The following is a 23,682-nucleotide window of genomic DNA, read 5'->3' on the forward strand; positions in this document are numbered from 1 at the left end:
TATCGACCGTAGGCCGCCTCGAAACCCGATGTCGCCCCCGACCGGTCAGAACAGGTCGACGCGGATCCCGTCGGCCTCGAGGTCGGCGGCGAAGGCGTCGGCGTCCGTTTCGATCGGGTCGAAGGTGTCGTAGTGTTCGGGCAGCACGAGGTCGGCCTCGACGCTCCGGGCGAAGTCCGCGGCCTCGCGGCGGTCCATCGTGAAGTGGCCGCCGATCGGCGGGACGAACACGTCGGCGGTGATCGACTCGTGGTGCGGGAGGAAGTCCGTGTCCGACGGGATGAAGACGGTCGTCCCCTCGAGGTCCAGCAGGAGGCCGATCACCTCGCCCTCGGCGTGGAACGGCTCGCCGTCGTCGTCGACGTGGCCGCCCGCGGGATCGTTGTACGCGGGCACCGTCTCGACGTCGATCCCGTCGACCGTCACCTCGCCCTCGAGGGGCAGGTCGATCACGTCCTCCGACAGGTCGCTCGTGTCGACGGCCTCGTAGATCGCGACGGTCGCGTCGTCGCCGGCGACGGCCGCGATCGCCTCGGGATCGTAGTGGTCGAAGTCGTCGTGCGTGACGAAGACGACGTCCGCGTCCCCGGGTTCGCCCTCGAGTTGCTCGCCCCACGGATCGACGTAGATAACCGTTCCGTCGGCGGTTTCGAGACGCTTGCTCGCGTGGCCGAGCCGCTCGAACGTGATCCCCTCGTAGGTCGTTGCCATGGTCGTTTCGAAGCCTACGTTGAGATCGCTCTTATAGCTCGGCGTCGTCGCCGCTCCGATGGCGTTGCGAAGACGATTTGCTCGTTCGACGGCGAGGAACGCGCCTCGAGAGGACGGTCTCGACGGGGCGTTCTCGGCGCCTCTCGGACGCGATTCGTCTCGAAGTCGTATCCTTCGAGTCAGTGCAACTGTTGCGCTCGTCGCCGACGCCGCGGCGCCTCGCTTAGTCCGCCGCTAAGTCTCGCCGATCGGCGCGCCAGTCCCGTCGCTGGGTGGGTGTTCCGTCGGTGAAATTATCGCGGAGCCTCGTTCGGACGCCGCGATCGTTTCGGGTGGGATTACGCCGCTTATACGTAAGACCCCTCGGCACCGACGGGGTGCCGTGACTTCAGACGATTCACGCAGTCGGGGAATCGGTCGCAGGTCGTATTTGAGCGGTCTCGCCGGGCTCGGAGCCCTTTCGATCGCCGGCGTCACGTCCGCACACCCGCTCGAGAACCACTACGGAACCGTCGTCGACGTAGCCGAAGCGGGCGCGGACACCGACGGTAACGAGTCCGTCACGCCCGTTTTGCAGGAGCTCGTCGACGACGACACGCTCCTGAAGTTCCCCGAGGGTCGGTACTACATGGACGAACAGCTGCGGCTCACCGACTTCGAGAACGTCGGTTTCGTCGGCTACGACGCGACGCTCGTCCCGGCGAACTACCACGAGTTCGACGGGCCGGAGTATCGGCTGTTCCGGTTGGGAACCAGTGACAGGCCCGGTCGCGACCTCCGGTTCGAGAACTTCGACGTCGACCAGACCGCCGACGACACGGGGATTCGAGTCATCAATGCCGTGGTCGAGGACGGCCTCTCCGTGCGGCGAGTCACGATCCACGGCGTCCACGACAGCGGGACGTGGGGTCCGGCCCTGTTCAACGTCCTCGATCCCGACGGACAGGGACACGTCTACTCCTTCCGCGCGTCGGACGGCGGTCTCCACGTCGACGAGACGCCCAACGAGGGGAACATGTGGCGCGGCCCGACCGGCATCGTCGTCAACCAATACCACCACGGCACGCTCGTCTTCGAGAGCTGCAGCCTCGGTGGCTTCCCGGACAACGGGCTCTACGCGTCCAACGAAACCGGACGGGTCGGCATCGAACGCGGCTGGTTCGAGAACAGCGGTACCGCGTCGATCCGCCTCGCCGGAACGACCGGCGTGATCAAGGACGCTGTCGCCGTCGTCACCGAGGACCCCCACGACTCCAACGGCCAGCACGCGATTCGTCTCGACGGCGGCGAGCGATTCGAGCTCGAGGGCGTCACCGTCGACACGCCGCAGCCGAACGGCGACGCGATCCGAATTATGAACGACGTCGAGAACACCGTAATCTCCGACTCGGAGATCAAGGTCGGGTACCACCCGAGCGCCGGAATCCGGGTCGATCCCGCCGCCGGTCCGGTGACCGTCGAGAATACCGATATCAAGATCCACGGTAGCGCCAACGCGGTCCGACTGCTCGGCGGCGACGGTGGCGGCGCCGATCTCGAGGACGTTCGGATCACCGGCGACGCAGCGGGGACCCGGAACCGCCACGCGATCTACTGCGAGCGCGACGGCTGTCGGTTCGTCGGCCTCTCGGTCGAACAACCGGGGGACGACAAGCGGCGCGGACTCGAACTCCGCGGCGAGGACTACCTCGTCGCCGACAGCGAGTTCGAGACGACGCACACGCCGATCGTCGTCAACGGCGGGAGCGGAGTGCAGATCGAGAACAGTTACGCCCGTTCGATCGAGGACACCTACTCACTTCGGATCACGAGCGACTCCGGAGCCGTATCGCTCGCGAACAACGACCTCCCTGACGGCGTGCGCGACGACCGGTAACGCGCGGTCAGTCGTCCTCGAGTGCATCAGCAAGGTCGTCGGCGACGGCCGCGATCGCATCGCGGGCGCGGTCGACGTCTCGGAGGGTCATGAAGCCGTGGGGCATGTCCGTATAATTCTCGTAGCGCGTGGGAACGCCGTCGCGGACGAGCTGTTCGGCGTAGGTCTTCCCGCCGTCCCGGAGCGGGTCGAAGCCGGCGGTGACGACCGTCGCGGGAGCGACGCCCGAGAGGTCGCAGGCGTTCGTCGGGTCGGCGTAGGGGTTGCGCCTGTGGATGTCGCTCCGGTAGTAGCACTCGTTGAACCACTCCATGTCGTCCTCGTCGAGGACGATGCCGGCGTGTTCCCTGACGGACGGCTGGTCGGCTTCGATGCCGACGGCCGGGTAGAGCAGCGTCTGATAGTCGATTTCCGGACCGTCGCGCTCGACGGCCACGAGCGCCGCGACGGCGGCGAGCGTCCCGCCGGCGGAGTCGCCCGCGACCGCGACCCGACCGTTTCCGGCGACCGCGTCGGGGTTCGCGGCCGCCCACTCGACGGCGGCGACGGCGTCCTCGACCGCCGCGGGGAAGGGGTGTTCGGGGGCGAGCCGGTAGTCGACGGACAGGACGGCACAGCCGCTCTCTCGAGTCAGGTGTCGGCAGAGCCAGTCGTGGGTCTCGATACTTCCGAGGACGAACCCGCCCCCGTGGAAGAAGACGATCGTCGGGTACGGCCCGGACGCGGCCGGGAGGTAGAGACGGGCGTCGAGATCGCCCGCGGGACCGGGGATCGTTCGGTCGATCGTCCGCCCGACGCTCGGACCGTTTCGGTTCCGGAGCCCCATTATCGGATCGGTGAGACGCCGGAGGAGTTTCAGGCCGTAACGGTTGTGCGGCAAGGGGAGCCGCCCCTGGCGCTCGATCGCCGCCTCCGCCTGCGGATCCATCCTGTCAGCGTGCATGACGGATCGTTCGGCGAGCCGAACTAAGCCGTTTCGGTCGGCGAACAGTTCGGGATCGAGTCGGACGCGCGGCGGGCGGCGATCACTCGAGGTCGGCCGCGTCGAACCGCCGGTAGCCGATCGCCAGCGGGACCGCGATCCAGCCGACGTACACCAGCGCGACGGTCCACGGCCGGAGGTAGACGGGGACGTCGCCGTCGACGCGCGATTCGATCCGGAGGTCCGCCGGGCCGGCCTCGGCGAACGACACGTCCTCGAGGCCCAGTTGGACCATCGGGCCGACGTAGCTGTTCGTCACCTGATCGACGGCGAACCGGTAGGCCTCGAGGGGGTTCGCCTGGTACAGCGCGAAGTACCAGGCCTCGACCTCGACCCCGGGACGGGCGCCGGCGGCGAGGTAGTAGATCCCGACGGCGAGGGCCTCCCACATCACTAGCAGCAGGATGAAGATGCCGACGGCCCACGCGAGGGCGGTCCCCCGCGAGGCCGTGGCCGCGGAGATGCCGACGGCCAGCGCCGTGAACGTCACGCCCAGTCCGATCGTCAGCCCGGTGACCTGCGCGAGTTCCACGGCCGAGATCTCCCCGACCAGCGGCACGCCGAGGACGGTCACGACGAGGAACCCGACCAGGATCGTCGCCGCGACGACGACGCTGCGACCGACGACCTTGCCGGTGACCACGTCCGACCGCGAGAACGGGTAGCTCAGGAGGACGCGCAGGCTCCCGGACCGGCGCTCCCCGACGATCGCCATGTAGCCCGCGATCAGCGCGATCAGGGGGACGAAGAAGATCACGAACTGGCCCATCACGGCCAGCAGGTCGCTCATCGATCCCTCTCCCGCGTCCCCCGAGACGTAGCCGACGAGCAGGAAGAACGCGAGGAGGCCGACGAAACCGCCGGTGATCGCCCACAGCAGCTTCGATCGGACGACGTCCTCGAAGTCCTTGCGCGCGACGTCGCGCCACGTGACGGTCATCCCAACACCCCCGAGAGGCGACCGCGGCGGTCGTCGGTTGCGGTCTCTTCCTCGCGGACGATATCCACCTCGCCGTCGGTGTAGGTCGCGAACACGTCCTCGAGGGCGACAGACGACGCGTCGACGTCGAGCACCTCGACGTCCGCGTCGAGGAGCCGCCCGATAGCGCGTGCCTTCGCGCGCGGATCCGCGCAGGTCACCACGAGCCGGTCGTCGTCGTACTCGGCGTCGGCGACGCCGTCGATCGTCGAGAGATCCGCGTCGGGTTCGTCGGCGAGCCGGAGGTACAGCTCCGAGCGCGCTCCGATGGCCTCCCGGAGCCCGTCGATGGTGTCGACCGTGATGAGCTCGCCGTCGTTGAGGATGGCCACCCGATCGCAGACGGCCTCGACCTGGTCGAGGTCGTGACTCGAGAAGAAGACGGTCGTCCCCCGCTCGGCCTCGGAGCGAACGAGTTCGCGCATGGTTCGGATACCGTTGGGGTCGAGCCCGGTCGAGGGTTCGTCGAGCACGAGGAGGTCCGGATCGCCGGCCAGCGCCATCGCGAGCGCGAGGCGCTGTTTCATCCCCGTGGAGTACTCGCCGACGCTCCGGTCGGCGTCCGCGACCGCCAGCCCGACGCGCTCGAGCAGCTCCTCGGGCGTCTCCTCGCCGTCGGCCCACCCGAGGGCGAGCTCGAGGTGGCGACGGCCGGTCAGCCGCTCGTAGAGATCGATTCCCTCCGCGAGGACGCCGGTCCGGGCGCGGATCGCCTCGCTCCCGGCTCGCGTGTCCATCCCCAACACGGACGCGCTGCCGTCGGTCGGCCGCACGAAATCGAGCAGCACGTTGATCGTCGTCGACTTCCCCGCGCCGTTCGGACCGAGGAAGCCGAACACCTCTCCCCGCTCGACCACCAGGTCCAGTCCCTCGAGGGCGACCTCGTCGCCGAAGCGCTTGGTCAGACCATCCACTTGTATGGCTGACATGTGTCGGACTGTTCACTCGAGGAGTCTTAAATGAGGGGCACACACCCAGGTACACTTACCAATAGCGGCGTTTAGTAACTGAGTTTGAGAGGACCGTACCGACGCAATTCACTCCCTCGATCAGCTGACTCTGTCTCTCGAAACGAACGTGTATCCCTCACCTTCGTACCGGAGATAGAGCGCCCTGTTGCACCGCGGGTGATTCAGATCGCCGAGCGGAGTCCGTTTCGACGCCAGCGAGCGAATCTCCTCGAGCGCTCGTTCTTGCGATTCGAAGTTCTCGTCGTCCGTGGAGATCAGCAACGAACCGGCGTTCTCTAGAACGCTGTCGAGGAAATCCTGCGCCCGTTCGCTCAAATCGGTCGCCTCGATGGCGTATCGCTCGAGGATGTACTCGCGAAACGCAGCGTCGCCCTCCGCAACGGCTTCGGCGGAATACCGGACGCGTTCTTGCGGGGCAGAACTCTCTCCGCGATCCTCGATTCTGACGTACCGACCATCGAACTCGATACGTTCGAAGTCGATACCGTCGGCGAGACGCGACTCTTCCCGATAGCCCGAATCGAGATACCCCGCGACAAACGTCTCCGAAAACACACGTACTCCGCCGGTATCCGAGAGAGAAAGCGAATTGTGCAGCAGCAACTGGTCGTAATACGGGAGGGAAGACAGCGGGACGACGTCCGCTTCCGAGGTGTCCGCACTGTGTCCCCTCCTCGAGAGTTCGTATTCTCGTCCGGCGGCCGTCCCCTTCTCGAGGACCGTTTTCTCGACCCGATAGAACGTTTTGCCATCCCGATAATGGAACAATCCGTCGTACGACCCGCTCTCGAAGAGTTCGAGGTTCGTCACTTCAGCCACGATTTCCTCGCCGTCGAGTACGGTAGCGATGAAGTCACCGATGAGCGGCGACGGGAGTAATCGCTCCTCGTCTCGTGCCACACAGGGGACGAGGTCACGAGCGGCCATCGGATCGACGGCGACGGTGTACCCGTGAAAGCCCGAGGGCTTGACGTTCCATCCGATACAGCCCGCGAGGGACGGAACGACGACTGCGGGCGTACTTTTCAGCAGTTTCCGTCGTCGCAGATGTAAAACGTATTACTAATGTGTATATGCTTTGTGTAGTCACCCGCTGGATCCGAGACGGTTCTCCTCCGGCGTCTCCCGCTGCTATTCGTTTCCAGTCGTCGTCGAATCGGGATGTCTCCGTCTCGAGGACTCCGGCGTTACGAACCGACTCGTCCGAAACGAATCGGCGGCGACCTACTCATACGGTAGTGTCTCGCTGTTACGCTAGTACTCGAGTACACAACGCGGGCTGTGACTTCGCTGCTCCGACTCGCTGTAGCCGCTTTGCTCCTCGCGAAATTGGTCGTCGCAAAAGCGGGCCGGGCGCGATTTGAACACGCGACCGTCTGATTAAGAGTCAGACGCTCTGCCGGACTGAGCTACCGGCCCTGTACCTACGACTTTTCGTCGGCCGTTAAAATACGTTTCCTTTGGATTGCGTTGTGGTAGGGACGGACACACATCGCGAGACCGCCCTCGAGTCCGCTATATCCCGCGACCGCGTGGAATAAGGATCTTCGGGAGCGTTAAGTGTGGTCGCTCCGACCACAGATGTAATGAGTACGGGGGTTACGATCTCGTCGATCTCTGACTACGCGATCCTCGGCTGTGGGAGCGTCGGCTACGCGGTCGCGGAAGAACTCGTCGAGCAGGGGAAGGACGTCCTCATCGTCGACCGCGACGAGAGCCGCGTCGAATCGCTGCGCGACCAGGACTTAGACGCCCGCACCGCCGACATTCGCGAGCCGGAAGCCGCCGACCTCGTCGCCGATCGGGACGTCGTCCTCATCCTCGCCTCGGACGTCGAATCGAACAAACGCGCCGTCGAGCACATCCGCGAGATCGACGATACCCAGTTCGTCGTCGCCCGTGCGAGCGATCCCGTCTCCGGAGACGAACTCGAGGAACTCGGCGCCGACATCGTCATCAACCCCTCCTCGGTGATCGCCGAGTCCGCCCTGCGCGCTCTCGAGTCGGGCGAACTCGAGTACAACGCGGGGAAGCTCGCCCAGCTGTTAGAGGAGACCTCGACGCGGCTGGCGATCGTCACCCAGGACAGCCCCGACCCGGACTCGATCGCGTCGGCGGCGGCCCTGCAAGCGATCGCGAGCCACCTCGGGATCGAGTCGGACATCATCTACTTGGGTGACGTCGGCCACCAGGAGAACAGGGCGTTCGTCAACCTGCTGGGGATCGACCTCGTCCAGTGGGACGAGATCGAGGACCACGCGGTCTACGACACCGTCGCCTTGGTCGACCACGCGACCTCCGGCGAGATGGATCTGCCCGTGGACGTCGTCATCGACCACCACGAGCCGGAAGCGGAGTTCGAACCCGAGTTCGTCGACATCCGGCCGAACATGTCCTCGACGTCGACGATCATGACGAAGTACATCCAGGAGTTCGATATGAACGTCTCCGAGGAGGTCGCGACGGCGCTCCTCTACGGCATCCGCGCGGAGACCCTGGATTTCAAACGCGACACTACCCCCGCCGACCTCACCGCGGCCGCCTACCTCTACCCGTTCGCGAACCACGACACCTTAGAGCAGGTGGAGTCGCCGTCGATGTCCCCCGAGACGCTGGACGTCCTCGCGGAGGCGATCACTAACCGCGACGTCCAGGGGAGTCACCTCGTCTCCAACGCCGGCTTCGTCCGCGACCGCGAGGCGCTCACGCAGGCCGCGAGCCACCTCCTCAATCTGGAGGGCGTCACCACCACCGCCGTCTTCGGCATCGCCGACGAGACCATCTTCCTCGCCGGCCGCTCGAAGGACATCCGCATCAACATCGGCAAGGTGCTCGAGGACGCCTACGGCGAGATGGGCGAGACGGCGGGCCACTCGACGCAGGCCAGCGCGGAGATCCCGCTGGGCATCTTCACCGGAATCGAGATCTCCGACGACACCCGCGACACGCTGCTCGACTTGACCGAGGAAGCGGTCAAGCGGACGCTGTTCGACGCGATGGGCGTCGAGGGCGGCAGCAGCGAAGGTTCGAACGGGAACTGACGGGCGACTCTCGAGGTCGAGCGGACGAGTTTCGTTTCCGTGTGGGATCGAATCGACACCGTTCAGTGATCTGTGACGATATCGTTCCGCCGTGACTAGCCGCCGACGCCGGTTGCTCGACTCGAGTGGGACGCGGGACGGCGATTCGATAAGAAGAACCGAGGAAACGAGCGCGAACCGAGAGACGGACCGCTCTGCGAGCGCGAAACAGATCGGAGCTGGCCCGCGCGAGAGCCGGTTATGCGATGAGTTCTTCCTCTTCCTCGTCGGGCTGGCGGACGCGTTCGACGACGTCGTTGATCAGGATCACGTCGCCGACGGCGCGAACCCAGCGGTAGGGAACGATGACGCCCTGCCCGCTGCGGGTGGCGTCGGTGAACAGTTCGGAGTTGAGGTTGCCGAGCGCGAGGCCGGTGATGGTCTGTCCGTCGACGTTCAGCCGCAGGTCTTCGACTTCGCCGACGAAGACGCCGTTGTTCGAGTAGACCTCTCGTCCGACGAGCGAGGTGATTTCCTGGGGAGTGTCGTCCATATCTGGGCACATGCAGGGTGGACTCTTAATTCTTGGTCAGACGCTCCGCGGCCGAGACCCCGTGCGGGGTCGAGGCCCGGTCGCGCTCCGATTCGCGCGGCTCGCTCGAGCGCTCGTCATTGCGACAGCCGCTTGTCGTCGGAGCGGTTCGTCGCGGCGGAGTCGGCCAGGTTCGTCTTGATCGTCGTCAGGACGAACAGGAGCCCGATGATGGCCGCGAGCGTCAGTTCGGGAATCACGAGGAATCCGCTCACGGAGGCCGCGAGCAGGCCGACGCTCGCCCCGACGAGCATCGCGCGGGAGCCGTCTACCAACTGGCTGGTGAGACCGTCGCCGGCGTCGGTATTGGCGTTGGCGTCGGCGTCCGACTTCGTCGGAGACGCGTCCGATTCGACGGCCTCGAGATACGGTCGGAAGATCTCGATGCGTTCGGTCGGCCGGACGATGCCGCGGGGCTTGTTGTAGTCGATGATTCCCTTCGTATCGAGCTTCGGGAGGTGGGACTGATACAGCGGGATATACACGCGCTGGCGTTGTTTCGACGTGAGCTCTTCGACGGTCGTCTCGTGTTCTTTCGCCGCGACGTGTTCGGCGATATCGCTCATCTTGATCGGTCCCTCCCGATCCAGGAGATAGGCGATCGTGTCGCGTCTGCGGTTCGTTTGCAGGATGTGAAAGATCTCGTCCGGCGAGAGCGCTTCGGACTCGTCGCTCGGGGGATCATCGGACTGGGAGTCGTCGGAGGGCATGCCCGTGGAGGAGCGGCGATCTGTTTTGGGCATCATATCGTACGTTCTCAGAAGAAAACTATCTCTATGTAAACCTTCTGTTTATGAGTCCGGTGCAAAATGTTACTATAGATTGATCTAATTAAAACATACACTAGGAGTAGGATATGTTGCGGGCTAACGCTTCCCGTAGCGTCAGACGACTGAAACGCCGAAACGCTGCGTCGGCGATATCGGTGGTTGTTCCGTACTCGACGAATGTCGTTACGGGGCGATAAGCGGTTCCCCAATACGATTTGGTTCGACTGAGTTTCACCCGCAATCGTTAGTACGAATCTGTGAATCGCGTCCCGAGGACGATCGGGGCTCACGCCGAATCAGTTCAGGAAGAGACCGCGGCAGAGACGGCTCCTCCACACCTAATTCGGATGGTTCAATCTCGCTGACTCGACGCCAGCTGTGAACGGTCCCGCGTAAGATGATCGACGGCCGACCGAGACTCGAGCGCCTAGCGAGCCCCGTCGAGGATCGAGTCGACCGCCGCGTGGTCGGTCAGCAGTTCCGCCATCCGGTCGACGGTTTCCTCGTCGCGCGTGCGGCCGCTTCGGACGACGTCCTCGGCGCGCTCGACTGTCGTCAACGTGTCCGTCTGTACCGAGAGGATCGGCATCCCCTTCTCGGCGGCCTGACCGATGATCGCGCCCGACGGGCGGTGACCGCCGGTCAGGATGAGACAGCGCACGCCGGGGGCCTCGAGCGCGGCCGTGTGAATCTCGGCGCGGTCGCCGCCGGTGATCACGGCGGCGTCTTTCGTCCGGCGGAAGTGACGCAGGGCGCTGTCGGCGCCCATCGCGCCGACGCTGAACCGCTCGACGTAGGCGTCCCGTCCGTCCTCGACGAGCGTCGAGGCGCCGAGCTCTTCGGCCAGTTCGCCGACGGTGACCCCCGAGAGCGTCCGCTCGCTGGGGAGCACGCCGAAGACCGGAATCTCCCGCTCCTCGAGCGCGGCGACGACGTCGGTCTCGAGCGTATCGTAGACGGCGTCCGCGACGTCGTTGTAGATGACGCCGGCGAGCCGGTCGTCGAAGGCGTCGGCCGCGGCGAGCACGTCGTCGATATCGCCCGGAACCTCGTGGGAAGCGACGAGGACGACGCGGGCGTCCAAGAGTTCCGCGACGTCGGCGTCGGTGAGGTCGACGATGCCCCCCACGTCGTACTCGCCGCCGCCCTCGAGGAACATGCGGTCCCGGCCGTCGGCGAGCGTCTCGAAGGCCTCGACCACGCGCTCGCGGATCTCGGCGGCGTCCTCGCGGCCGCGGATCGCCTGCTCGACGAACGTCGGCGAGTAGACGACGGGCTCTAGATCGTGCATCTCGGCCTCGAGGTCGAGGAGTTCCCGGGCGAGCAGCGGATCCTCGTCCAAGGTCTTCCCGACGTTGCTCTCGAGTCGGGTGCCCTTCGGTTTCATGTAGCCGACGCTGTCGCCCGCCTCGGCCGCGAGCCGGGCCAGCGCCAGCGTGATCGCCGTCTTGCCGGTGCTCTCCGCGAGCGAACTGACGAGGATCGTGTCGGCGTCGCTCGCGGCGGCGTCTGTCGACTGTCGGTCGTCCTGCCGGTCGTCGGGCTGCCGACCGTCGGTCGTTTCGGTGTCGTCGGGAGTGGTATCGGTGTCGGTGGGATCAGTGTCAGTGTCAGTGTCGCTCATGGTTCCTCCGTGTCGTCTGCGAGTTCGTCCGGATCGACGGTGAGTCTGAGATCGATCGCTTCTACGCCGTCGGGGCCCGCCACGAGCGGGTTGACGTCGAGTTCGAGGATCGCCGGGAAGTCGGTCACCAGCTGTGAGAGCCGCTGAATCGTCTCGACGACGCCCTCGACGTCGGCCGGCTCGCGCCCGCGGGCGCCGCGCAACAGCGGCGCGGCCTGGATCTCGTCGATCATGTCCCGGGCTTCGCCCTCGCCGATCGGGGCGACGCGGACCGACGTGTCCTCTAGGATCTCGACGAAGATACCGCCGAGGCCGAACAGCAACAGCGGGCCGAACTGCGGGTCGCGGTTCATCCCGACGATGGTCTCGGTCGCCGCGTCGAGGTCTAACTGCTCCTGGACCTGCACCCCGAGGATCGTCGCGTCGGGCTGGTAGTTGCGCGCGCGAGCGACGAGGTCCTCGTAGGCGTCGTAGACCTCGTCGTCGGGGACGCCGACCTTGACGCCGCCGATGTCGGACTTGTGGGAAATGTCGGGGCTGACGATCTTCATCACGACGTCGTCCTCGATGGACTCGGCCACCTCGCGCGCTCGGTCGGGATCGTCGACGATCTCGCCGGCGGGCGTCGGAATCCCGTAGGCCTCGAGCAGTTCCATCGACTCGACGCCCAGCCGGTTGTCGTCGCGGCGTTCGGCGCGGGCGAGGATCTCGCGGGCCCGCTCGCGGTCGACGTCGAAGCGCTCGGGCTCGTCGACGGTCCGCTCGCGGATGTCCCGAAACCGGGCGAGGGCGTCGAGTCCGGAGACCGCCCGCGAGGGGTCGAAGTAGTTCGGAATCCCCGACTCGCGCAGCGTCTCCTCGGCCTCGCGGGCGCGTCCGCCGCCCATCAGGCAGGTGACGACGGGCGTGTCGTGGGCTTCGAGCTCGTCGATGACCGTCTCCGCCAGTTCGTCGTAGGAGAGGACGGCGGTCGGCGCCGCGACGACGACTGCGCTGCCGACGTTGGGATCCTCGAGGGCGATCTCTAAGGCCTCGCCGAACCGATCGACGTCGGCGTCGCCGATGGCGTCGATCGGGTTGTAGACGTTGGCCTCGTCGGGCATCGCCTCGGCGAGCCGGTCGATCGTCCCGTCGGTGAAGCCGGCCATCTCGAGCGTCGAGTCGCCGACGGCGTCCGTCGTCAGGACCCCGGGACCGCCCGCGTTGGTGACGACGGCGACGCCGTCGGATTCGGGTTCGGGCAGTCCCGCGAGGGCCCGCGCGGAGTCGAACAGCTCCTGGACCGAGCGGGCGCGGAGGACGCCGGCCTGCTCGAGGCCCGCCTCGTAGGCCCGCTCGCTGCCGGCGATCGCGCCCGTGTGCGAGGAGGCGGCCTGCGCGCCCGCGTCGGTCCGGCCGGACTTGACGAGGACGATCGGGGTGTCGTCGGTCACCTCGCGGGCGGCCTCGATGAACCCCTGGCCGTCGTCGACGTCCTCGAGGTAACCGATGATGACGTCGGTGTCGGGGTCGTCGCCCCACTCGCGGACGAAGTCCGTCTCGTCGAGCACGGCCTTGTTCCCGAGCGAGACGACGTCCTGGAAGCCGATCCCCTGCTCGTTGGCCCAGTCTAAGACGGCGGTGATGAACGCGCCGGACTGGCTCATAAAGGAGATCGACCCCTCGAGGGCGTGCTCGGGGCCGAACGTGGCGTTCATACCGTTGGGCGTGGCCATGACTCCGAGGCTGTTGGGGCCGACGACGTTGAGGTCGTACTCGTCGGCGACCGCGCGCAGTCGCCGCTCGCGGTCGGCCCCCTCGCCGCCGGTCTCCGAGAAGCCGGCGGTGATGACGACGACGTTTCGCGTCCCGGCCTCGCCGAGATCGCGCAAGGCGTCGATCACCGCGTCGGGCGGTACGACGACCACCGCCAGATCGATCGGCGGCGCGCTCGACACGTCCGAATAGCACTCGAGCCCGAGCACTTCGTCGCGGCCGGGATTGATCGGCACGACCTCGCCGTCGAACCGGTCTCGCAGGTTCGCCGTGATCGCGCGGCCGACGGCGCCCTCGCGGTCGGTCGCGCCGACTACGGCGACGGTCTCGGGATCGAAAAGTTCGGCTAACCGTCCCATCGCTCGAGGTTTCGCCGAGCGACCTGTTAAACGTGTGGCGTGGTCCCGCCGCGTGGGAGCGGCCGGTCGGTCGGCCGGAGAAACGCGCGAGGCGGGCGTCGATCAGTGCGTCGAAATCGCCGCCGTCGACCGACTCGAGGCGACGATCGCGACCAGGTAGCAGGCGATGGCGACGACGACGATCGAGCCGCCGGTCGGCAGACTGCCGCCGATCGAGACGGCGAAGCCGCCGAGGATCGACACCTGCCCGAACAGGATCGAGCAGAACAGCGTCTCCCGGAAGCTGTGGGCGATCTGCGTGGCGGCCGCGACCGGGATGACGAGCATCGCGGCCACGAGGATGACGCCGAGGATCTGCATCGCGCCGACGACGACCACGGCCGTCATGACGATCAGCAGGGTGTTGTACCAGGTGACGTTGAGCCGGGCGACCCGGGCGGCCTGCTCGTCGAACGTGATGAACAGCAGCTGCTTGTAGGTCGCGACGACGACGGCGACGACGGCGACGCTCAGCGCGGCCATTAGCCGCGCGCCGCCGGGCGTGACGACGGAGATGCTCCCGAAGAGGTAGTTCTCGACGTTGATCCCGGTCATGCCGCGACCGTAGCTGATGATGAGCGTGCCGACGGCGAAGCTGCCGGTCAGCATGATCGCGATCGGCACGTCGCCGTAGGTGTCCGTGTGCTCGGTCAGCCACTGGACGCCGAGCGCGCCGAGGATGGCGACGATCAGCGCCGCGAGCAACAGCGAGACGCCCAGATCCGTCGTGGCGCTGAACAGCAGCCCGATCGCGACGCCGGCGAAGGCCGTGTGGGCGAGCGTCTCGCCGATCAGCGCCATCTCGCGGTGGACGAGGTAGGTGCCGACCAGCGGCGCGACGATCCCGATCAGGATCCCCGTCGCGATCGAGCGCCACATGAACGGGTGTCTGAAGACGTTCGTCCCGAGGACGTAGTCCAGCAGCCGGCCGGCGATGCGATACTGTTCGTACATCGCTCCCGCGACGGCGTAGTCCTGCAGATAGTCGAGGGCGAGAAAGCCGATCATGACCGCCGCCAGCAGTCCCGTCGCGCCGATTCCGATCAGTTCCAGCCGAAGTCTCGTCTCGCGGTGCATAGCTCGTATCTCAGTCTCTCGATATCAGCGTCTCAGTGGTGGTGGTGGACGACCTGCCCCGTCGCCCCGTAGGCCTCGGTGAGCGCGTCGCTCTCGACGAACGACTCGGTGTCGCCGTGGTGGTACAGTTCCGTGTTGATACAGGCGATTCGGTTCGCGCGGTCCGTGACGACGCCGATGTCGTGCTCGATCAGGATGATCGTGATCCCGTCGTCGTTGAGCGACTCGAGCAGTTGGTAGAAGGCGTCGCGCGACTCGGCGTCGACCCCGACGGTCGGCTCGTCCAGCGCCAGCAGATCCGCCTCGGAGGCCAGCGCCCGCGCGATGTAGGCGCGCTGTCGCTGGCCGCCCGAGAGCTGGTTGACCTGCCGGTCGGCGAGGTCCTCGATGCCGACCGTCTCGATGGCGTCGGCGACGATCTCGCGGTCTGCCTCCCGAACCCGGCCGTGGCCGACGTGGGCGAACCGACCCATGGTCACGGCCTCGCGGACGGTGACCGGCATCGTCCCGCCGCCGCTGGTCGCCTGCTGGGAGACGTAGCCGATCCGCTCGCCCTCGTCGAAGGCGTCGACCGGTTCGCCGAAGAGTTCGACCCGGCCGCTGTCGGCCTCGTGTAGACCGAGCATGAGGTGCAGGAGCGTCGTCTTCCCGGAGCCGTTCGGGCCGATGAGCCCGAGGAAGTCGCCTTCCTCGACGGTCAGGGAGACGTCGCGGACCGCGGGCTGGTCGCCGTAGGCGAACGTCACGTTCTGGAGATCGACGACGGTCACTGTGCGTCTAGTGCTTCTCTGAACGCGGGGATGTTTATCTCTTCCATTTGCTCACGGTAGCCCCAGCCCCGTTCCTCCCACGAGGCGAGGGTCCCCGAGGCGGTCGCGAGGGGCATCGCGTCGGTCGCGTCGCTGCCGTCGAGGAGCGTCCCGACGAGGGGCGGGTGTTGGCCTTCGGGGGCGTCGAAGGCGTCGTAGAGGATCGTATCGATCCCGTTCTCGTCGATGTGATCGATGGTCTCCGAAATCTCACTCTGGCTCGGCTCCTCGTTCGGGGAGACGCCGACGGGCGTGTGCAGTTCGAAGCCGTACCGGTCCTCGAGATAGGTGAAGGAATCGTGGCCGGCGAAGACGGCGGTGCGGCGGTCCGCGTCCTCGATGAGCGCCTCGAACTGCTGGTCGACGTCCTCGAGGACGTCGACGTACTCGTCGGCGTTGGCCCGGAACGTCTCCTCCTCGTCGGGGTGGGCCTCGACTAAGCCGTCGACGATGTTCTCGAGGATGTCCCGTGCGAGGACGGGATCGAGCCAGGCGTGGGGATCGAACGAGGAGCGATCGTGGTCGTGATCGTGACCGTCGTCTCCGTGCTCGTGGCCGTCGTCCTCGCTGTGGTTCTCGTCTCCGTGCTCGTGCTCACCGTCTTCGTGCGTCTCAGTGTCGTTCTCGTGATCGTGCCCGCCGGAACCCGTCTCGTGGTCCCACTCGAGCAACTGATCGTCGAGTCCCGCGAAGCCGTCGACGACGATCACGTCGTCGTAGTCCGCCTCGAGCGTCGACGCGATGTCCTGCGCCCACGCGAACTCGGGCGTGTCGAGGTAGACGAAGACGCCCGCGTCGGCGATGTCGCGGGTGAGGTCCCCCGGCGGACTCCAGCCGTGGCCCGACTCGCCGGTTCCCACCGGGTTCTCGAACGCCATCGTCTCGCCGCTGACCTGCTCGGCCCAGTCCCACAGGCTAAACAGGGCGGCGTACCCCGTGTCGTACTCCCGTTCGGCGAGGTCCAGATCGTCGAGACAGCCGGCAAACGCGCTCGCAGCGAGGAGGCTCCCACCTGCCCCCAGCAGCGACCGCCGTGTTCGGTTCATATCCGAAAATACGCCCCGCCGGATAAAAGCGTTATTATCCAACCCAGATACATTATTAACTCGAGGTAGTTATAGGGGGAGTTGTTGCTAACTGGGCGGCGAGCGAATTTCGGCAGCGAGGAGAGGCGAGGACTGAAGCCGCGAGAAGCGGCGCGCTCACTCGAGCGAGACGCCGAGTTTGACCCCGTTGTGGCGTCGGTACGCCGGCGGCTGGCTCGGTTCGGCGTCGCGGACGACGTCGAACACGTCGAAGCGGATCACCAGGCGCCCGGGACCGATCGTCGCCCGAAGGACGGGGCCGCGGCTCGTGACGACGACGTACGGTGGCCCGGCGACCGGCCGGGCCGACAGCTCGTGGCCCGTCGCCGCGACGACGTCGGCCAGTACCTGCGGGAGTCGCTCGAACAGTCCGGACGACTCGAGTTCCGAACGGAGGCCGTCGGTGACGGTGGTCCGATCGGTGGTCCGCGACGTATCCCAGGGTTCGGCGATCCGGTCGGCGCAGTCCTGGATCGCCTCGATGACCGGGGCGTGTTCGGTCTGGATCCGACGGCGCGCGTCTCGAACCGGATGCGACACGAATGTGAGTGGCGGCGGGAATCACTAAGATGTCTCGACTCTCCCGTCGAACGAAGCGAGCGCACGCTGGAGTGACGGGACGGCGGTCCGCCGCTACTTCCGCCGTTCGACCGTGCCGACGTTCAGCGTCCGGACGTGGCGCAGCACCGTTCGGGCCCCGCGCCGCCACGCCGGCTCCGTCTCCCGTCGCTCCTCGAGTTCGCGCCGCAGCCGTTCGTTCTCGGCCTCGAGATCATCGACCGTCGTCTCCAGTCGCTCCGCGTTCGCCTCGAGGTCGTCGACGCGGTCCTCGAGCCGGTAGCGGCGCTCGCGCTGGGCCTCGAGGTCGTTTCGCAACTGGTCGCGTTCGCGCCGGAGGGTCTCGACCCGGGCGGCGAGTTCCTCGCGTTCTCGAGCGCCGTCGTCGACGAACGGATCGCGGTCGGTCGCGGCGATCGACTCTTCCTCGAGATCGACGGTCTCGTCGTCCGTCTCCTCCGCGTCGGCTCCGGGCTCGAGGTAGCCCAGGCCGACGGCGTTGACGACGGCGCCGATTAACAGAATCATCCCGCCGAAGTAGAGCCAGGTCAACAGCAGGAGGATGGCGCCGAGGGGGCCCGCCGACTCCGAACTGGAGGCGAAGGAGACGTACACCCGGAACAGCGACTGGAGTAGCGTCCAGCCGAGGGCCGCGACGACGACGCCGGGGATCACCTGTCGCTTGGACGAGCCGACGTCGGGGAAGTAGTAGTACATCGGGAAGAACGCGATCGCGAGAATGACGAACAGCAGGATCGACTGCGCGACGCCGAGGAAGGGGATCTCCGGCAGGAACGCGACGATCGCGGTCGCGACGGCCGCGAAGATGAGCGCGCCGCCGATGACGCCGAAGACGATCAGCGCGTCGTGGATCTGGTCGAGGAACGAGTTCTCGTTGGTCGTCCCGTAGATCTCCGAGAACGCCGTGTCGAGTCCGCGGAAGATCTTCAGTGACCCCCACAGGAGCACGACGAGGCCGACGATCGTGGAGCCGGCCGACGCCGGCGAATCCTCGATCGCGTTCTCGATTAACAACTGGCCGCTATCGGGAAGAAAGCCCTCCGTCGCGGCCGAAACCTGGTCGGCGAACGCGTCGCCGCCCGCGATCGTGACGAGGAAGAAGACGAGGACGAGCAACGGCAGCAGCGAGATGAACGCCTGATAGGCGATGCTCGCGGCCATAAACGGCACGTTCTTCTCCTGAATACCTCCGACGACCGTCTTCCCAAAGGAGAGGCCGTCGCGAAGATCCGTAGACATAGACGTATACGGGTTCCCAACGGCGTTATGCCGTCGGCTTGCAGCGACCGTGTGGGTTTCCCGCAGGGGGCGGACGCGGAGACTCCGTCACGGTTCCGGTCCGTCCTCGAGCAGCGCCTCGACCGTGCTGCGGGTCGGCAGGGCCGCCATCGCCCCCGCGTCGGTCGTCGCCGTCGCGGCGACCGCGCCCGCGAAACCCAGCGCGGCCTCGAGGGAGCGGCCGTCTCGAAGCGCGGCGATGACGCCGGCGACGAACGCGTCGCCCGCGCCCGTCGTATCGACCACGTCGACGTCGAATCCCGGATGGCTCGCGACGCGCGCGTTCGACTCGGCCGACGCGGGTTCAGCGGGCCACGGCGCGCGTTCCGACGCGGCCGCGACGGCGCCCTCGTCGCCCCGCGTGACGAAGACGGTATGCGGGCTCTCACCGGGAGCGCCGTCTTCGAGCACCGCTCGAGCGATCGCTTCGGGCTTCGATTCGGCATCGGAAGCGTCGGCCGCACCGTCGCCCGCGTACCCCAGCCGCTCGAGTTCGCCGACCGTCGCCTTGCAGACGTCGACGTGGGCCAACGCCTCGCGACCGACGCGGGCGAACGCCTCCCGGTCGGGCCACAGTTCGGGTCGGAAGTTCGGATCGAACGAGGTCGTACAGCCCGCGTCGGCGGCCCGCTCGAGCAGGTCGATCGTCGCCGTCCGCGCCGGCTCGCTGGCGAGGGTGACTCCGCCCGCGTGGACCCACTCGAGGTCCTCGAGCGTCGCGTCGCCGATCCGACCGGGCTCGAGCCGCGTATCGGCGGTGTCCTCGCGGTAGAACGTGAACTCGCGGTCGCCGGTCTCGTCGTGGGTGACGAACGCGAGCGTCGTCTTCGCGTCGGGGTCGCGCTCGACGAATCGGTCCGGGAGGTCGGCGTCGTCGAGGACGGTCTCGAGGTACCGCCCGAACGGGTCCGCGCCGACGCGGGTCCAGAACAGCGGCGGCGCCTCGAGCCGTGCGAGGCCGACGGCGACGTTGGCCGGCGCGCCGCCGGGCCGACGGTCGAAGCCGGGGACGTCCTCGAGCGGCCCGGAGCGCTCAGGGATGAAGTCGATCAGCGTCTCACCGGCGACGAGGACGTCGCGAGTCATGTCTGCGTATCAGTCGGCCGGCGGTTTATGGATACCGAGCGCTGGCGGACCGTCGGCGGCGCGACGCTGGCAGCGGTGCCGGCGCTATCGCTCTCGAGCGGCCGGTCGAAACGAGAGAAAGCGTAGAGAGATCGGTGTTCGACTTACAGGATGATGCTCTTCTCGCGCATCATCTCGTGGATCGAAGCGTCGAGCCCCTCGCGGCCGATACCGGAGTCCTTGTTGCCGCCGAAGGGGATGTCGCCCAGCCCGTGGCTCGGCGCGCCGTTGATCCGGACCGCGCCGGCGTCGACGCGGTTCGCGACGTTCATCGCGCGCTTGTGGTCGCTCGTGAAGACGGCCGCGTCGAGCGCCAGATCGGAGCTGTTGGCGATCTCGATGGCCTCCTCCTCGTCGCTGAAGGTGGTGACCGCGGCGATGGGGCCGAACTGCTCTTCGTCGACGATGCGGGCGTCGCGGGGAACGTTCGCCAGCAGCGTCGGTTCGAAGAACTGGTCGGCGAGTTCGTCCGGCACGCCCTCGGGGGCGCGGCGACTCCCGCCGCGGACGATCTCCGCGCCCTTGTCGACGGCGTCCTCGACCAGTTCCGCGACCCAGTCGGCCTGCTCTTCGCTGATGAGCGGGCCGAAGGCGGTGTCCTCCTCGAAGAGGTCGCCGGCGGTCCAGGCGTCCATCTGGCCGTCGATCAGCTCGACGAGGTCGTCGTGGACCGACTCGTGGGCGAGCACGCGCGAGACGGCCGAGCAGCGCTGGCCGGCGTACTTGAACGAGCCCTTGGCGCAGTTGCCCGCGACGTCGGTGAGGTCGGCGTCCTCGAAGACGATCGCCGGGGCGTTGCCGCCCAGTTCCATGTGCAGGTTGACCATGCCGCTCTCGCGGGCGACGTGTTTGCCGGCGCCCGAGGAGCCGGTCATCGCGATGGCGTTGACGCGGTCGTCGCCGGAGAGCACGTCGCCGATCTCGCTGGCCTCGCCGGGGACGAAGTTGAAGGCGCCGTCCGGAATCCCGTCGACCTCGCTGATGACGTCGGCGAGGATCGCCGCCGAGATGGGCGTCTTGCTGGCGGGCTTGAGCAGGACGCTGTTACCGGCGGCGAGTGCAGGGGCTACCTGTAATGCCGTGGTCGCCAACGGATAGTTGTACGGCGTGATACACAGCACCGCGCCGATCGGCTCGTGTTTGACGATCGCCTGCCAGCCCTCGTGGCCCTCGGTCGAGCCCTCGCGGTACTCGCCCTGGCTGACGACGTTGCGAGCCTCCTCGGCCGCGCGGTCGAATCGCTCGGCGGCCTGCCCGACCTCGCCGCGGGCCGAGGAGATCGGTTTCCCGGCCTCGCGGACGATGACCTCCGCGAGTTCCTCCTCGCGCTCGCGCAGCCCCTCGGCGATCGCTTCGCACCACTTCGCGCGCTCGACGACGGTCGTCTCGCGCATGTGCGGCTTGATCTCGTGGGCTGCCTCGAGGGCGGCGTGGGCCGCAGCCGGATCCGCAGCGGTCACCTGCGCGAAGGTGCCTCCGTCGGCGAGATCCGAGACCGGGATCGCGTTCTCGGTCTCGAGCCACTCACCGTCGACGTACAGTCGCTCTCTCCGCTGTGCGGCTCTCGTTGCCATACCCGTCTCTTAGAGCCCCACACTGAAAGAGTTTACTCACGCTTGAAAAAATAACGCAAGTATTGATGACCTCGTTCGGTGACGGGTCGATTGTTAGGTAGACCAAAATCTAGAGCGTCCATTGAGAACTGTGGTTTCCGATTACAGAAAAAATGTTCTCGCATGGGAAATCTTTAAGTGGAACGCGCGCGTTTGTTCGAATACAATGAGCACCCAAGAGACCGTCCGCCAGTCGGCTGACAGCGTCGAGGGGAACGAACTTCGCCTCGAGCAGGAGAAAGCCGAGCAGATCGTCGACGCGCTGAACACGGAGCTCGCGAACTCGTACGTCCTCTACCACCAGCTCAAGAAGCACCACTGGGTCGTCGAGGGCGCCGAGTTCCTCCCGCTTCACGAGTTCCTCGAAGAGGCCTACGAGCACGTCGAGGAGGGCGCCGACGAGATCGCCGAGCGCGCCCAGGCGCTGGGCGGCGTTCCCGTCTCGGGCCCGACAAACCTCGAGGACCGCGCGACCGTCGAGTTCGAGGGTGAGGACGTCTACGACGTCCGCACCATGTTCGAGAACGACCTCGAGATGTACGGCGACATCATCGAGTCGATGCGCGGCAGCATCGAACTCGCCGAGAACCTCGGCGATCCCGCCACGGGCGAGATCCTCCGCGAGATCCTCGTCCACCTCGAGGAAGACGGCCACCACTTCGAGCACTACCTCGAGGACGATACGCTGGTCCTCGAAGAAGCGACGAAGTAATCGGACGACGGAAACGCCGGGTACCGAACCGCGTCGCCGATCGATTCCGCGTTTTTACTGCTGCATCGAGAGACCAGCGAATAGCCCGTTTCGCACTCGAGGGTGGATACCGATACCCGGAGTGTCGCATCTTTCCGCGTGTTATTTCGAACCGCAAAACCGGCAGACGGTGGCGCGCGCTGTGTCGCGGAACGGTGTAAGACCGACGGCGGGAGGCCTCGGTACTGCGAACGGGAAGAAAAGCGACCCGTGGGCTCAGTGAGCCGTGGTCCGAAGTCGCGCGAGGTCGTCACGAGAAGGTGAGTGACGGCTCGGAAGACACGACGTAGTAGTCCGCTACTTCCGCTGGCAGCGAGGAATTCCACGGCCTCCCCAACCGATTCGTTCACTCGCGTCGCTCACGGTTCCCAGCGGTCACCGTTCGCTTTTCGAGGGGTTCACTGTGTTCACCCCTCGCACCGCTCGTTCGCTCATCCCTCGCGCATGGTCGTCGGTCAGCCTCGCGTTGCTCGGCTGACCGACAGCGCGCGCCACCGAAGGCCGGGCTGTCGACTGTCGCTCTCGAGCCCGCTTGCAAGGGGGTCCCCAGAGGTGGCAACTCTGCAACGTCTAGTGGCGTCAAAACCGAAGAGAGAGGATCCATGGCCGAGGTCAGTCGGCGTGACGGTTCGGTCCGTCGGGTCAGCGACGGACGAGCGGTGCGCTCGAGTCGGTGGTCGTGGGATCGCGGTCGGAGCCCGTCCCGACGGTCAGCGCTCGAGGTCGACGGTGAGGTCGGTCGCGATCCAGCCGTCGTTGTTGTTGCGCTCGGTGAAGACCGTCTTGCCGGGGCGCGTCTCGTGGCTGGTCACGACCACTGCCGGCTCCTCGGGTTCCTCGTCGGCATCGGAATCCTGCCTGCGGGCGGGTACGTCCATCACGTGGAGTTAGGTATACCTAAATCTAAAAAGTTTTTGGTCGGCCTAAGTCTCTGGGAGTCGAACTGATCGCGCGGTTGGAGGCCGTAGTTTCACACTGTCGGACGCCGTACCCGCGCGTATGGAGTTCGACGTCGTACAGGGCGACATCGCCGCACAGTCAGCCGACGCGCTCGTCAACGCCGCCGGGACGAGCCTCGAGATGGGTTCCGGCGTCGCCGGCGCGCTCCGACGCGGCGCGGGCGAGGAGATCAACGAAGAGGCCACGGCGAAGGGCCCCGTCGATCTCGGCGAGGTGGCCGTGACGGACGCGTACGATCTGGACGCCGACTACGTCATCCACGCTGCGGCGATGCCTCACTACGGGGTTCACGAGACTCCGTCGGAGTCTCGTGAGCTAACCAGAACCGAAGGTTCTGGTGCTGACGGCCGGGCGACCGAAGAAAGCATCCGCGACGCAACCCGGAACGCGCTCGAGAAGGCCGACGACCTGCGCTGCCGATCGATCGCGCTCCCGGCGCTCGGCTGTGGCGTCGCGGGCTTCGACCTCGCCGAGGGCGCCGCGCTCATCGCCGAGGAGATCCGCGACTACGAGCCCGAGACCGTGGCGGAGGTTCGGTTCATCGCCTACGCCGACGAGGAGTACGAGACGATCCGCGCCGCGACCGCGACGGGCGACTCGCCGGCGCCGACCGACGGGAGCGAGTCCGATCGGTGACCGGAGTCGCGCCGGCGACGTCCGCTCGAACCGGATCTCGGTCCGTTCATCTTAAAGACGCCACCTGTGGTCGGGAAGGAATAACCCACCG

21 protein-coding genes and 1 tRNA gene are annotated in these 23,682 nt (G+C 66.6%); 4 read left to right on the plus strand and 18 right to left on the minus strand.

Going from position 1 to position 23,682, the window contains the following annotated elements:
• Positions 1–45: 45 nt before the first annotated feature.
• Positions 46–711, minus strand: a complete 666-nt coding sequence (locus tag HTZ84_RS08020; protein ID WP_174680197.1) for an MBL fold metallo-hydrolase — start codon at positions 709–711, stop codon at positions 46–48.
• Between the two features lie 430 nt (positions 712–1,141).
• Here HTZ84_RS08020 and HTZ84_RS08025 point away from each other — a divergent pair, with 430 nt between their 5' ends.
• Positions 1,142–2,587: a hypothetical protein gene (locus HTZ84_RS08025; RefSeq protein WP_174680198.1), complete on the plus strand. Its 1,446-nt coding sequence runs from the start codon at positions 1,142–1,144 to the stop codon at positions 2,585–2,587.
• A 7-nt stretch (positions 2,588–2,594) separates the two neighbouring features.
• Here HTZ84_RS08025 and HTZ84_RS08030 read toward each other — a convergent pair whose 3' ends face one another.
• The 5 genes from HTZ84_RS08030 to HTZ84_RS08050 all read right to left on the minus strand — a co-directional run bounded on the left by HTZ84_RS08030 (position 2,595) and on the right by HTZ84_RS08050 (position 6,938).
• Positions 2,595–3,530: an alpha/beta hydrolase gene (locus tag HTZ84_RS08030; protein WP_174680199.1), complete on the minus strand. Its 936-nt coding sequence runs from the start codon at positions 3,528–3,530 to the stop codon at positions 2,595–2,597.
• Positions 3,531–3,612: 82 nt separating this feature from the next.
• On the minus strand, positions 3,613–4,509 hold the full coding sequence (locus tag HTZ84_RS08035) for an ABC transporter permease subunit (protein WP_174680200.1): 897 nt from the start codon (positions 4,507–4,509) through the stop codon (positions 3,613–3,615).
• Complete coding sequence (locus HTZ84_RS08040; protein ID WP_174680201.1) at positions 4,506–5,477, minus strand: ABC transporter ATP-binding protein; 972 nt, start codon at positions 5,475–5,477, stop codon at positions 4,506–4,508. The genes HTZ84_RS08035 and HTZ84_RS08040 overlap by 4 nt, the downstream gene beginning before the upstream one ends.
• Positions 5,478–5,597: 120 nt before the next feature.
• The gene (locus HTZ84_RS08045) at positions 5,598–6,419 is read right to left on the minus strand and encodes a hypothetical protein (protein ID WP_174680202.1); all 822 of its coding nucleotides are present in this window, start codon (positions 6,417–6,419) and stop codon (positions 5,598–5,600) included.
• 445 nt (positions 6,420–6,864) lie between these two features.
• Positions 6,865–6,938, minus strand: a tRNA-Lys gene (locus tag HTZ84_RS08050).
• A 167-nt stretch (positions 6,939–7,105) separates the two neighbouring features.
• Between HTZ84_RS08050 and HTZ84_RS08055 the strand changes: the two genes are divergently transcribed.
• Positions 7,106–8,560, plus strand: a complete 1,455-nt coding sequence (locus HTZ84_RS08055; protein WP_174680203.1) for a DHH family phosphoesterase — start codon at positions 7,106–7,108, stop codon at positions 8,558–8,560.
• Positions 8,561–8,798: 238 nt separating this feature from the next.
• On the opposite strand, the gene HTZ84_RS08060 is transcribed toward HTZ84_RS08055, so the two are convergent.
• The 11 genes from HTZ84_RS08060 to HTZ84_RS08110 form a co-directional block, all read right to left on the minus strand.
• Positions 8,799–9,092, minus strand: a complete 294-nt coding sequence (locus HTZ84_RS08060) for a PRC-barrel domain-containing protein (protein ID WP_008896901.1) — start codon at positions 9,090–9,092, stop codon at positions 8,799–8,801.
• A 116-nt stretch (positions 9,093–9,208) separates the two neighbouring features.
• The gene (locus HTZ84_RS08065) at positions 9,209–9,874 is read right to left on the minus strand and encodes a DUF7344 domain-containing protein (protein WP_254611820.1); all 666 of its coding nucleotides are present in this window, start codon (positions 9,872–9,874) and stop codon (positions 9,209–9,211) included.
• A 454-nt stretch (positions 9,875–10,328) separates the two neighbouring features.
• Entirely contained in the window at positions 10,329–11,525 is a 1,197-nt protein-coding gene (locus HTZ84_RS08070) for a phosphotransacetylase family protein (protein ID WP_174680204.1), read from the minus strand.
• A complete protein-coding gene (locus HTZ84_RS08075) occupies positions 11,522–13,639 on the minus strand; it encodes an acetate--CoA ligase family protein (protein ID WP_174680205.1) in 2,118 nt (705 codons plus the stop codon). The genes HTZ84_RS08070 and HTZ84_RS08075 overlap by 4 nt, the downstream gene beginning before the upstream one ends.
• Positions 13,640–13,741: 102 nt before the next feature.
• The gene (locus tag HTZ84_RS08080; protein ID WP_174680206.1) at positions 13,742–14,755 is read right to left on the minus strand and encodes a metal ABC transporter permease; all 1,014 of its coding nucleotides are present in this window, start codon (positions 14,753–14,755) and stop codon (positions 13,742–13,744) included.
• Between the two features lie 32 nt (positions 14,756–14,787).
• Complete coding sequence (locus tag HTZ84_RS08085) at positions 14,788–15,525, minus strand: metal ABC transporter ATP-binding protein (RefSeq protein WP_174680207.1); 738 nt, start codon at positions 15,523–15,525, stop codon at positions 14,788–14,790.
• Positions 15,522–16,610, minus strand: a complete 1,089-nt coding sequence (locus HTZ84_RS08090) for a metal ABC transporter substrate-binding protein (RefSeq protein WP_174680208.1) — start codon at positions 16,608–16,610, stop codon at positions 15,522–15,524. Before HTZ84_RS08090 ends, HTZ84_RS08085 begins: the two co-directional genes overlap by 4 nt.
• A 156-nt stretch (positions 16,611–16,766) precedes the next feature.
• Complete coding sequence (locus HTZ84_RS08095; protein WP_174680209.1) at positions 16,767–17,189, minus strand: hypothetical protein; 423 nt, start codon at positions 17,187–17,189, stop codon at positions 16,767–16,769.
• 93 nt (positions 17,190–17,282) lie between these two features.
• Positions 17,283–18,467, minus strand: a complete 1,185-nt coding sequence (locus tag HTZ84_RS08100; RefSeq protein WP_174680210.1) for a YihY/virulence factor BrkB family protein — start codon at positions 18,465–18,467, stop codon at positions 17,283–17,285.
• An 87-nt stretch (positions 18,468–18,554) separates the two neighbouring features.
• A complete protein-coding gene (locus HTZ84_RS08105) occupies positions 18,555–19,592 on the minus strand; it encodes a carbohydrate kinase family protein (RefSeq protein ID WP_174680211.1) in 1,038 nt (345 codons plus the stop codon).
• A 143-nt stretch (positions 19,593–19,735) separates the two neighbouring features.
• Positions 19,736–21,205, minus strand: coding sequence for an aldehyde dehydrogenase family protein (locus HTZ84_RS08110; protein ID WP_174680212.1), 1,470 nt, complete (start codon positions 21,203–21,205; stop codon positions 19,736–19,738).
• Between the two features lie 205 nt (positions 21,206–21,410).
• On the opposite strand from HTZ84_RS08110, the gene dpsA reads away from it, so the two are divergent.
• Positions 21,411–21,956: a DNA starvation/stationary phase protection protein DpsA gene (dpsA, locus tag HTZ84_RS08115; protein ID WP_174680213.1), complete on the plus strand. Its 546-nt coding sequence runs from the start codon at positions 21,411–21,413 to the stop codon at positions 21,954–21,956.
• Between the two features lie 749 nt (positions 21,957–22,705).
• Here the strand turns inward: dpsA and HTZ84_RS08120 are convergent.
• Positions 22,706–22,873 carry a hypothetical protein gene (locus tag HTZ84_RS08120; protein ID WP_174680214.1) on the minus strand — a complete coding sequence of 56 codons (168 nt, stop codon included), beginning with the start codon at positions 22,871–22,873 and terminating at the stop codon, positions 22,706–22,708.
• Between the two features lie 121 nt (positions 22,874–22,994).
• Between HTZ84_RS08120 and HTZ84_RS08125 the strand changes: the two genes are divergently transcribed.
• Positions 22,995–23,591, plus strand: a complete 597-nt coding sequence (locus HTZ84_RS08125; RefSeq protein WP_174680215.1) for a macro domain-containing protein — start codon at positions 22,995–22,997, stop codon at positions 23,589–23,591.
• Positions 23,592–23,682: the final 91 nt, after the last annotated feature.

This window comes from Haloterrigena gelatinilytica (genome assembly GCF_013342145.1).
GTDB lineage: Archaea > Halobacteriota > Halobacteria > Halobacteriales > Natrialbaceae > Haloterrigena > Haloterrigena gelatinilytica.

What these genes read in the sequence shown, in the direction of transcription:
- HTZ84_RS08020 (WP_174680197.1), bottom strand. Translation starts at nt 711, where the DNA reads ATGGCAACGACCTACGAGGGGATCACGTTCGAGCGGCTCGGCCACGCG.
- HTZ84_RS08030 (WP_174680199.1), bottom strand. Translation starts at nt 3,530, where the DNA reads ATGCACGCTGACAGGATGGATCCGCAGGCGGAGGCGGCGATCGAGCGC.
- HTZ84_RS08035 (WP_174680200.1), bottom strand. Translation starts at nt 4,509, where the DNA reads ATGACCGTCACGTGGCGCGACGTCGCGCGCAAGGACTTCGAGGACGTC.
- HTZ84_RS08040 (WP_174680201.1), bottom strand. Translation starts at nt 5,477, where the DNA reads ATGTCAGCCATACAAGTGGATGGTCTGACCAAGCGCTTCGGCGACGAG.
- HTZ84_RS08055 (WP_174680203.1), top strand. Translation starts at nt 7,106, where the DNA reads ATGAGTACGGGGGTTACGATCTCGTCGATCTCTGACTACGCGATCCTC.
- HTZ84_RS08060 (WP_008896901.1), bottom strand. Translation starts at nt 9,092, where the DNA reads ATGGACGACACTCCCCAGGAAATCACCTCGCTCGTCGGACGAGAGGTC.
- HTZ84_RS08065 (WP_254611820.1), bottom strand. Translation starts at nt 9,874, where the DNA reads ATGCCCAAAACAGATCGCCGCTCCTCCACGGGCATGCCCTCCGACGAC.
- HTZ84_RS08070 (WP_174680204.1), bottom strand. Translation starts at nt 11,525, where the DNA reads ATGAGCGACACTGACACTGACACTGATCCCACCGACACCGATACCACT.
- HTZ84_RS08075 (WP_174680205.1), bottom strand. Translation starts at nt 13,639, where the DNA reads ATGGGACGGTTAGCCGAACTTTTCGATCCCGAGACCGTCGCCGTAGTC.
- HTZ84_RS08080 (WP_174680206.1), bottom strand. Translation starts at nt 14,755, where the DNA reads ATGCACCGCGAGACGAGACTTCGGCTGGAACTGATCGGAATCGGCGCG.
- HTZ84_RS08090 (WP_174680208.1), bottom strand. Translation starts at nt 16,610, where the DNA reads ATGAACCGAACACGGCGGTCGCTGCTGGGGGCAGGTGGGAGCCTCCTC.
- HTZ84_RS08100 (WP_174680210.1), bottom strand. Translation starts at nt 18,467, where the DNA reads ATGTCTACGGATCTTCGCGACGGCCTCTCCTTTGGGAAGACGGTCGTC.
- HTZ84_RS08105 (WP_174680211.1), bottom strand. Translation starts at nt 19,592, where the DNA reads ATGACTCGCGACGTCCTCGTCGCCGGTGAGACGCTGATCGACTTCATC.
- HTZ84_RS08110 (WP_174680212.1), bottom strand. Translation starts at nt 21,205, where the DNA reads ATGGCAACGAGAGCCGCACAGCGGAGAGAGCGACTGTACGTCGACGGT.
- dpsA (WP_174680213.1), top strand. Translation starts at nt 21,411, where the DNA reads ATGAGCACCCAAGAGACCGTCCGCCAGTCGGCTGACAGCGTCGAGGGG.
- HTZ84_RS08120 (WP_174680214.1), bottom strand. Translation starts at nt 22,873, where the DNA reads ATGGACGTACCCGCCCGCAGGCAGGATTCCGATGCCGACGAGGAACCC.
- HTZ84_RS08125 (WP_174680215.1), top strand. Translation starts at nt 22,995, where the DNA reads ATGGAGTTCGACGTCGTACAGGGCGACATCGCCGCACAGTCAGCCGAC.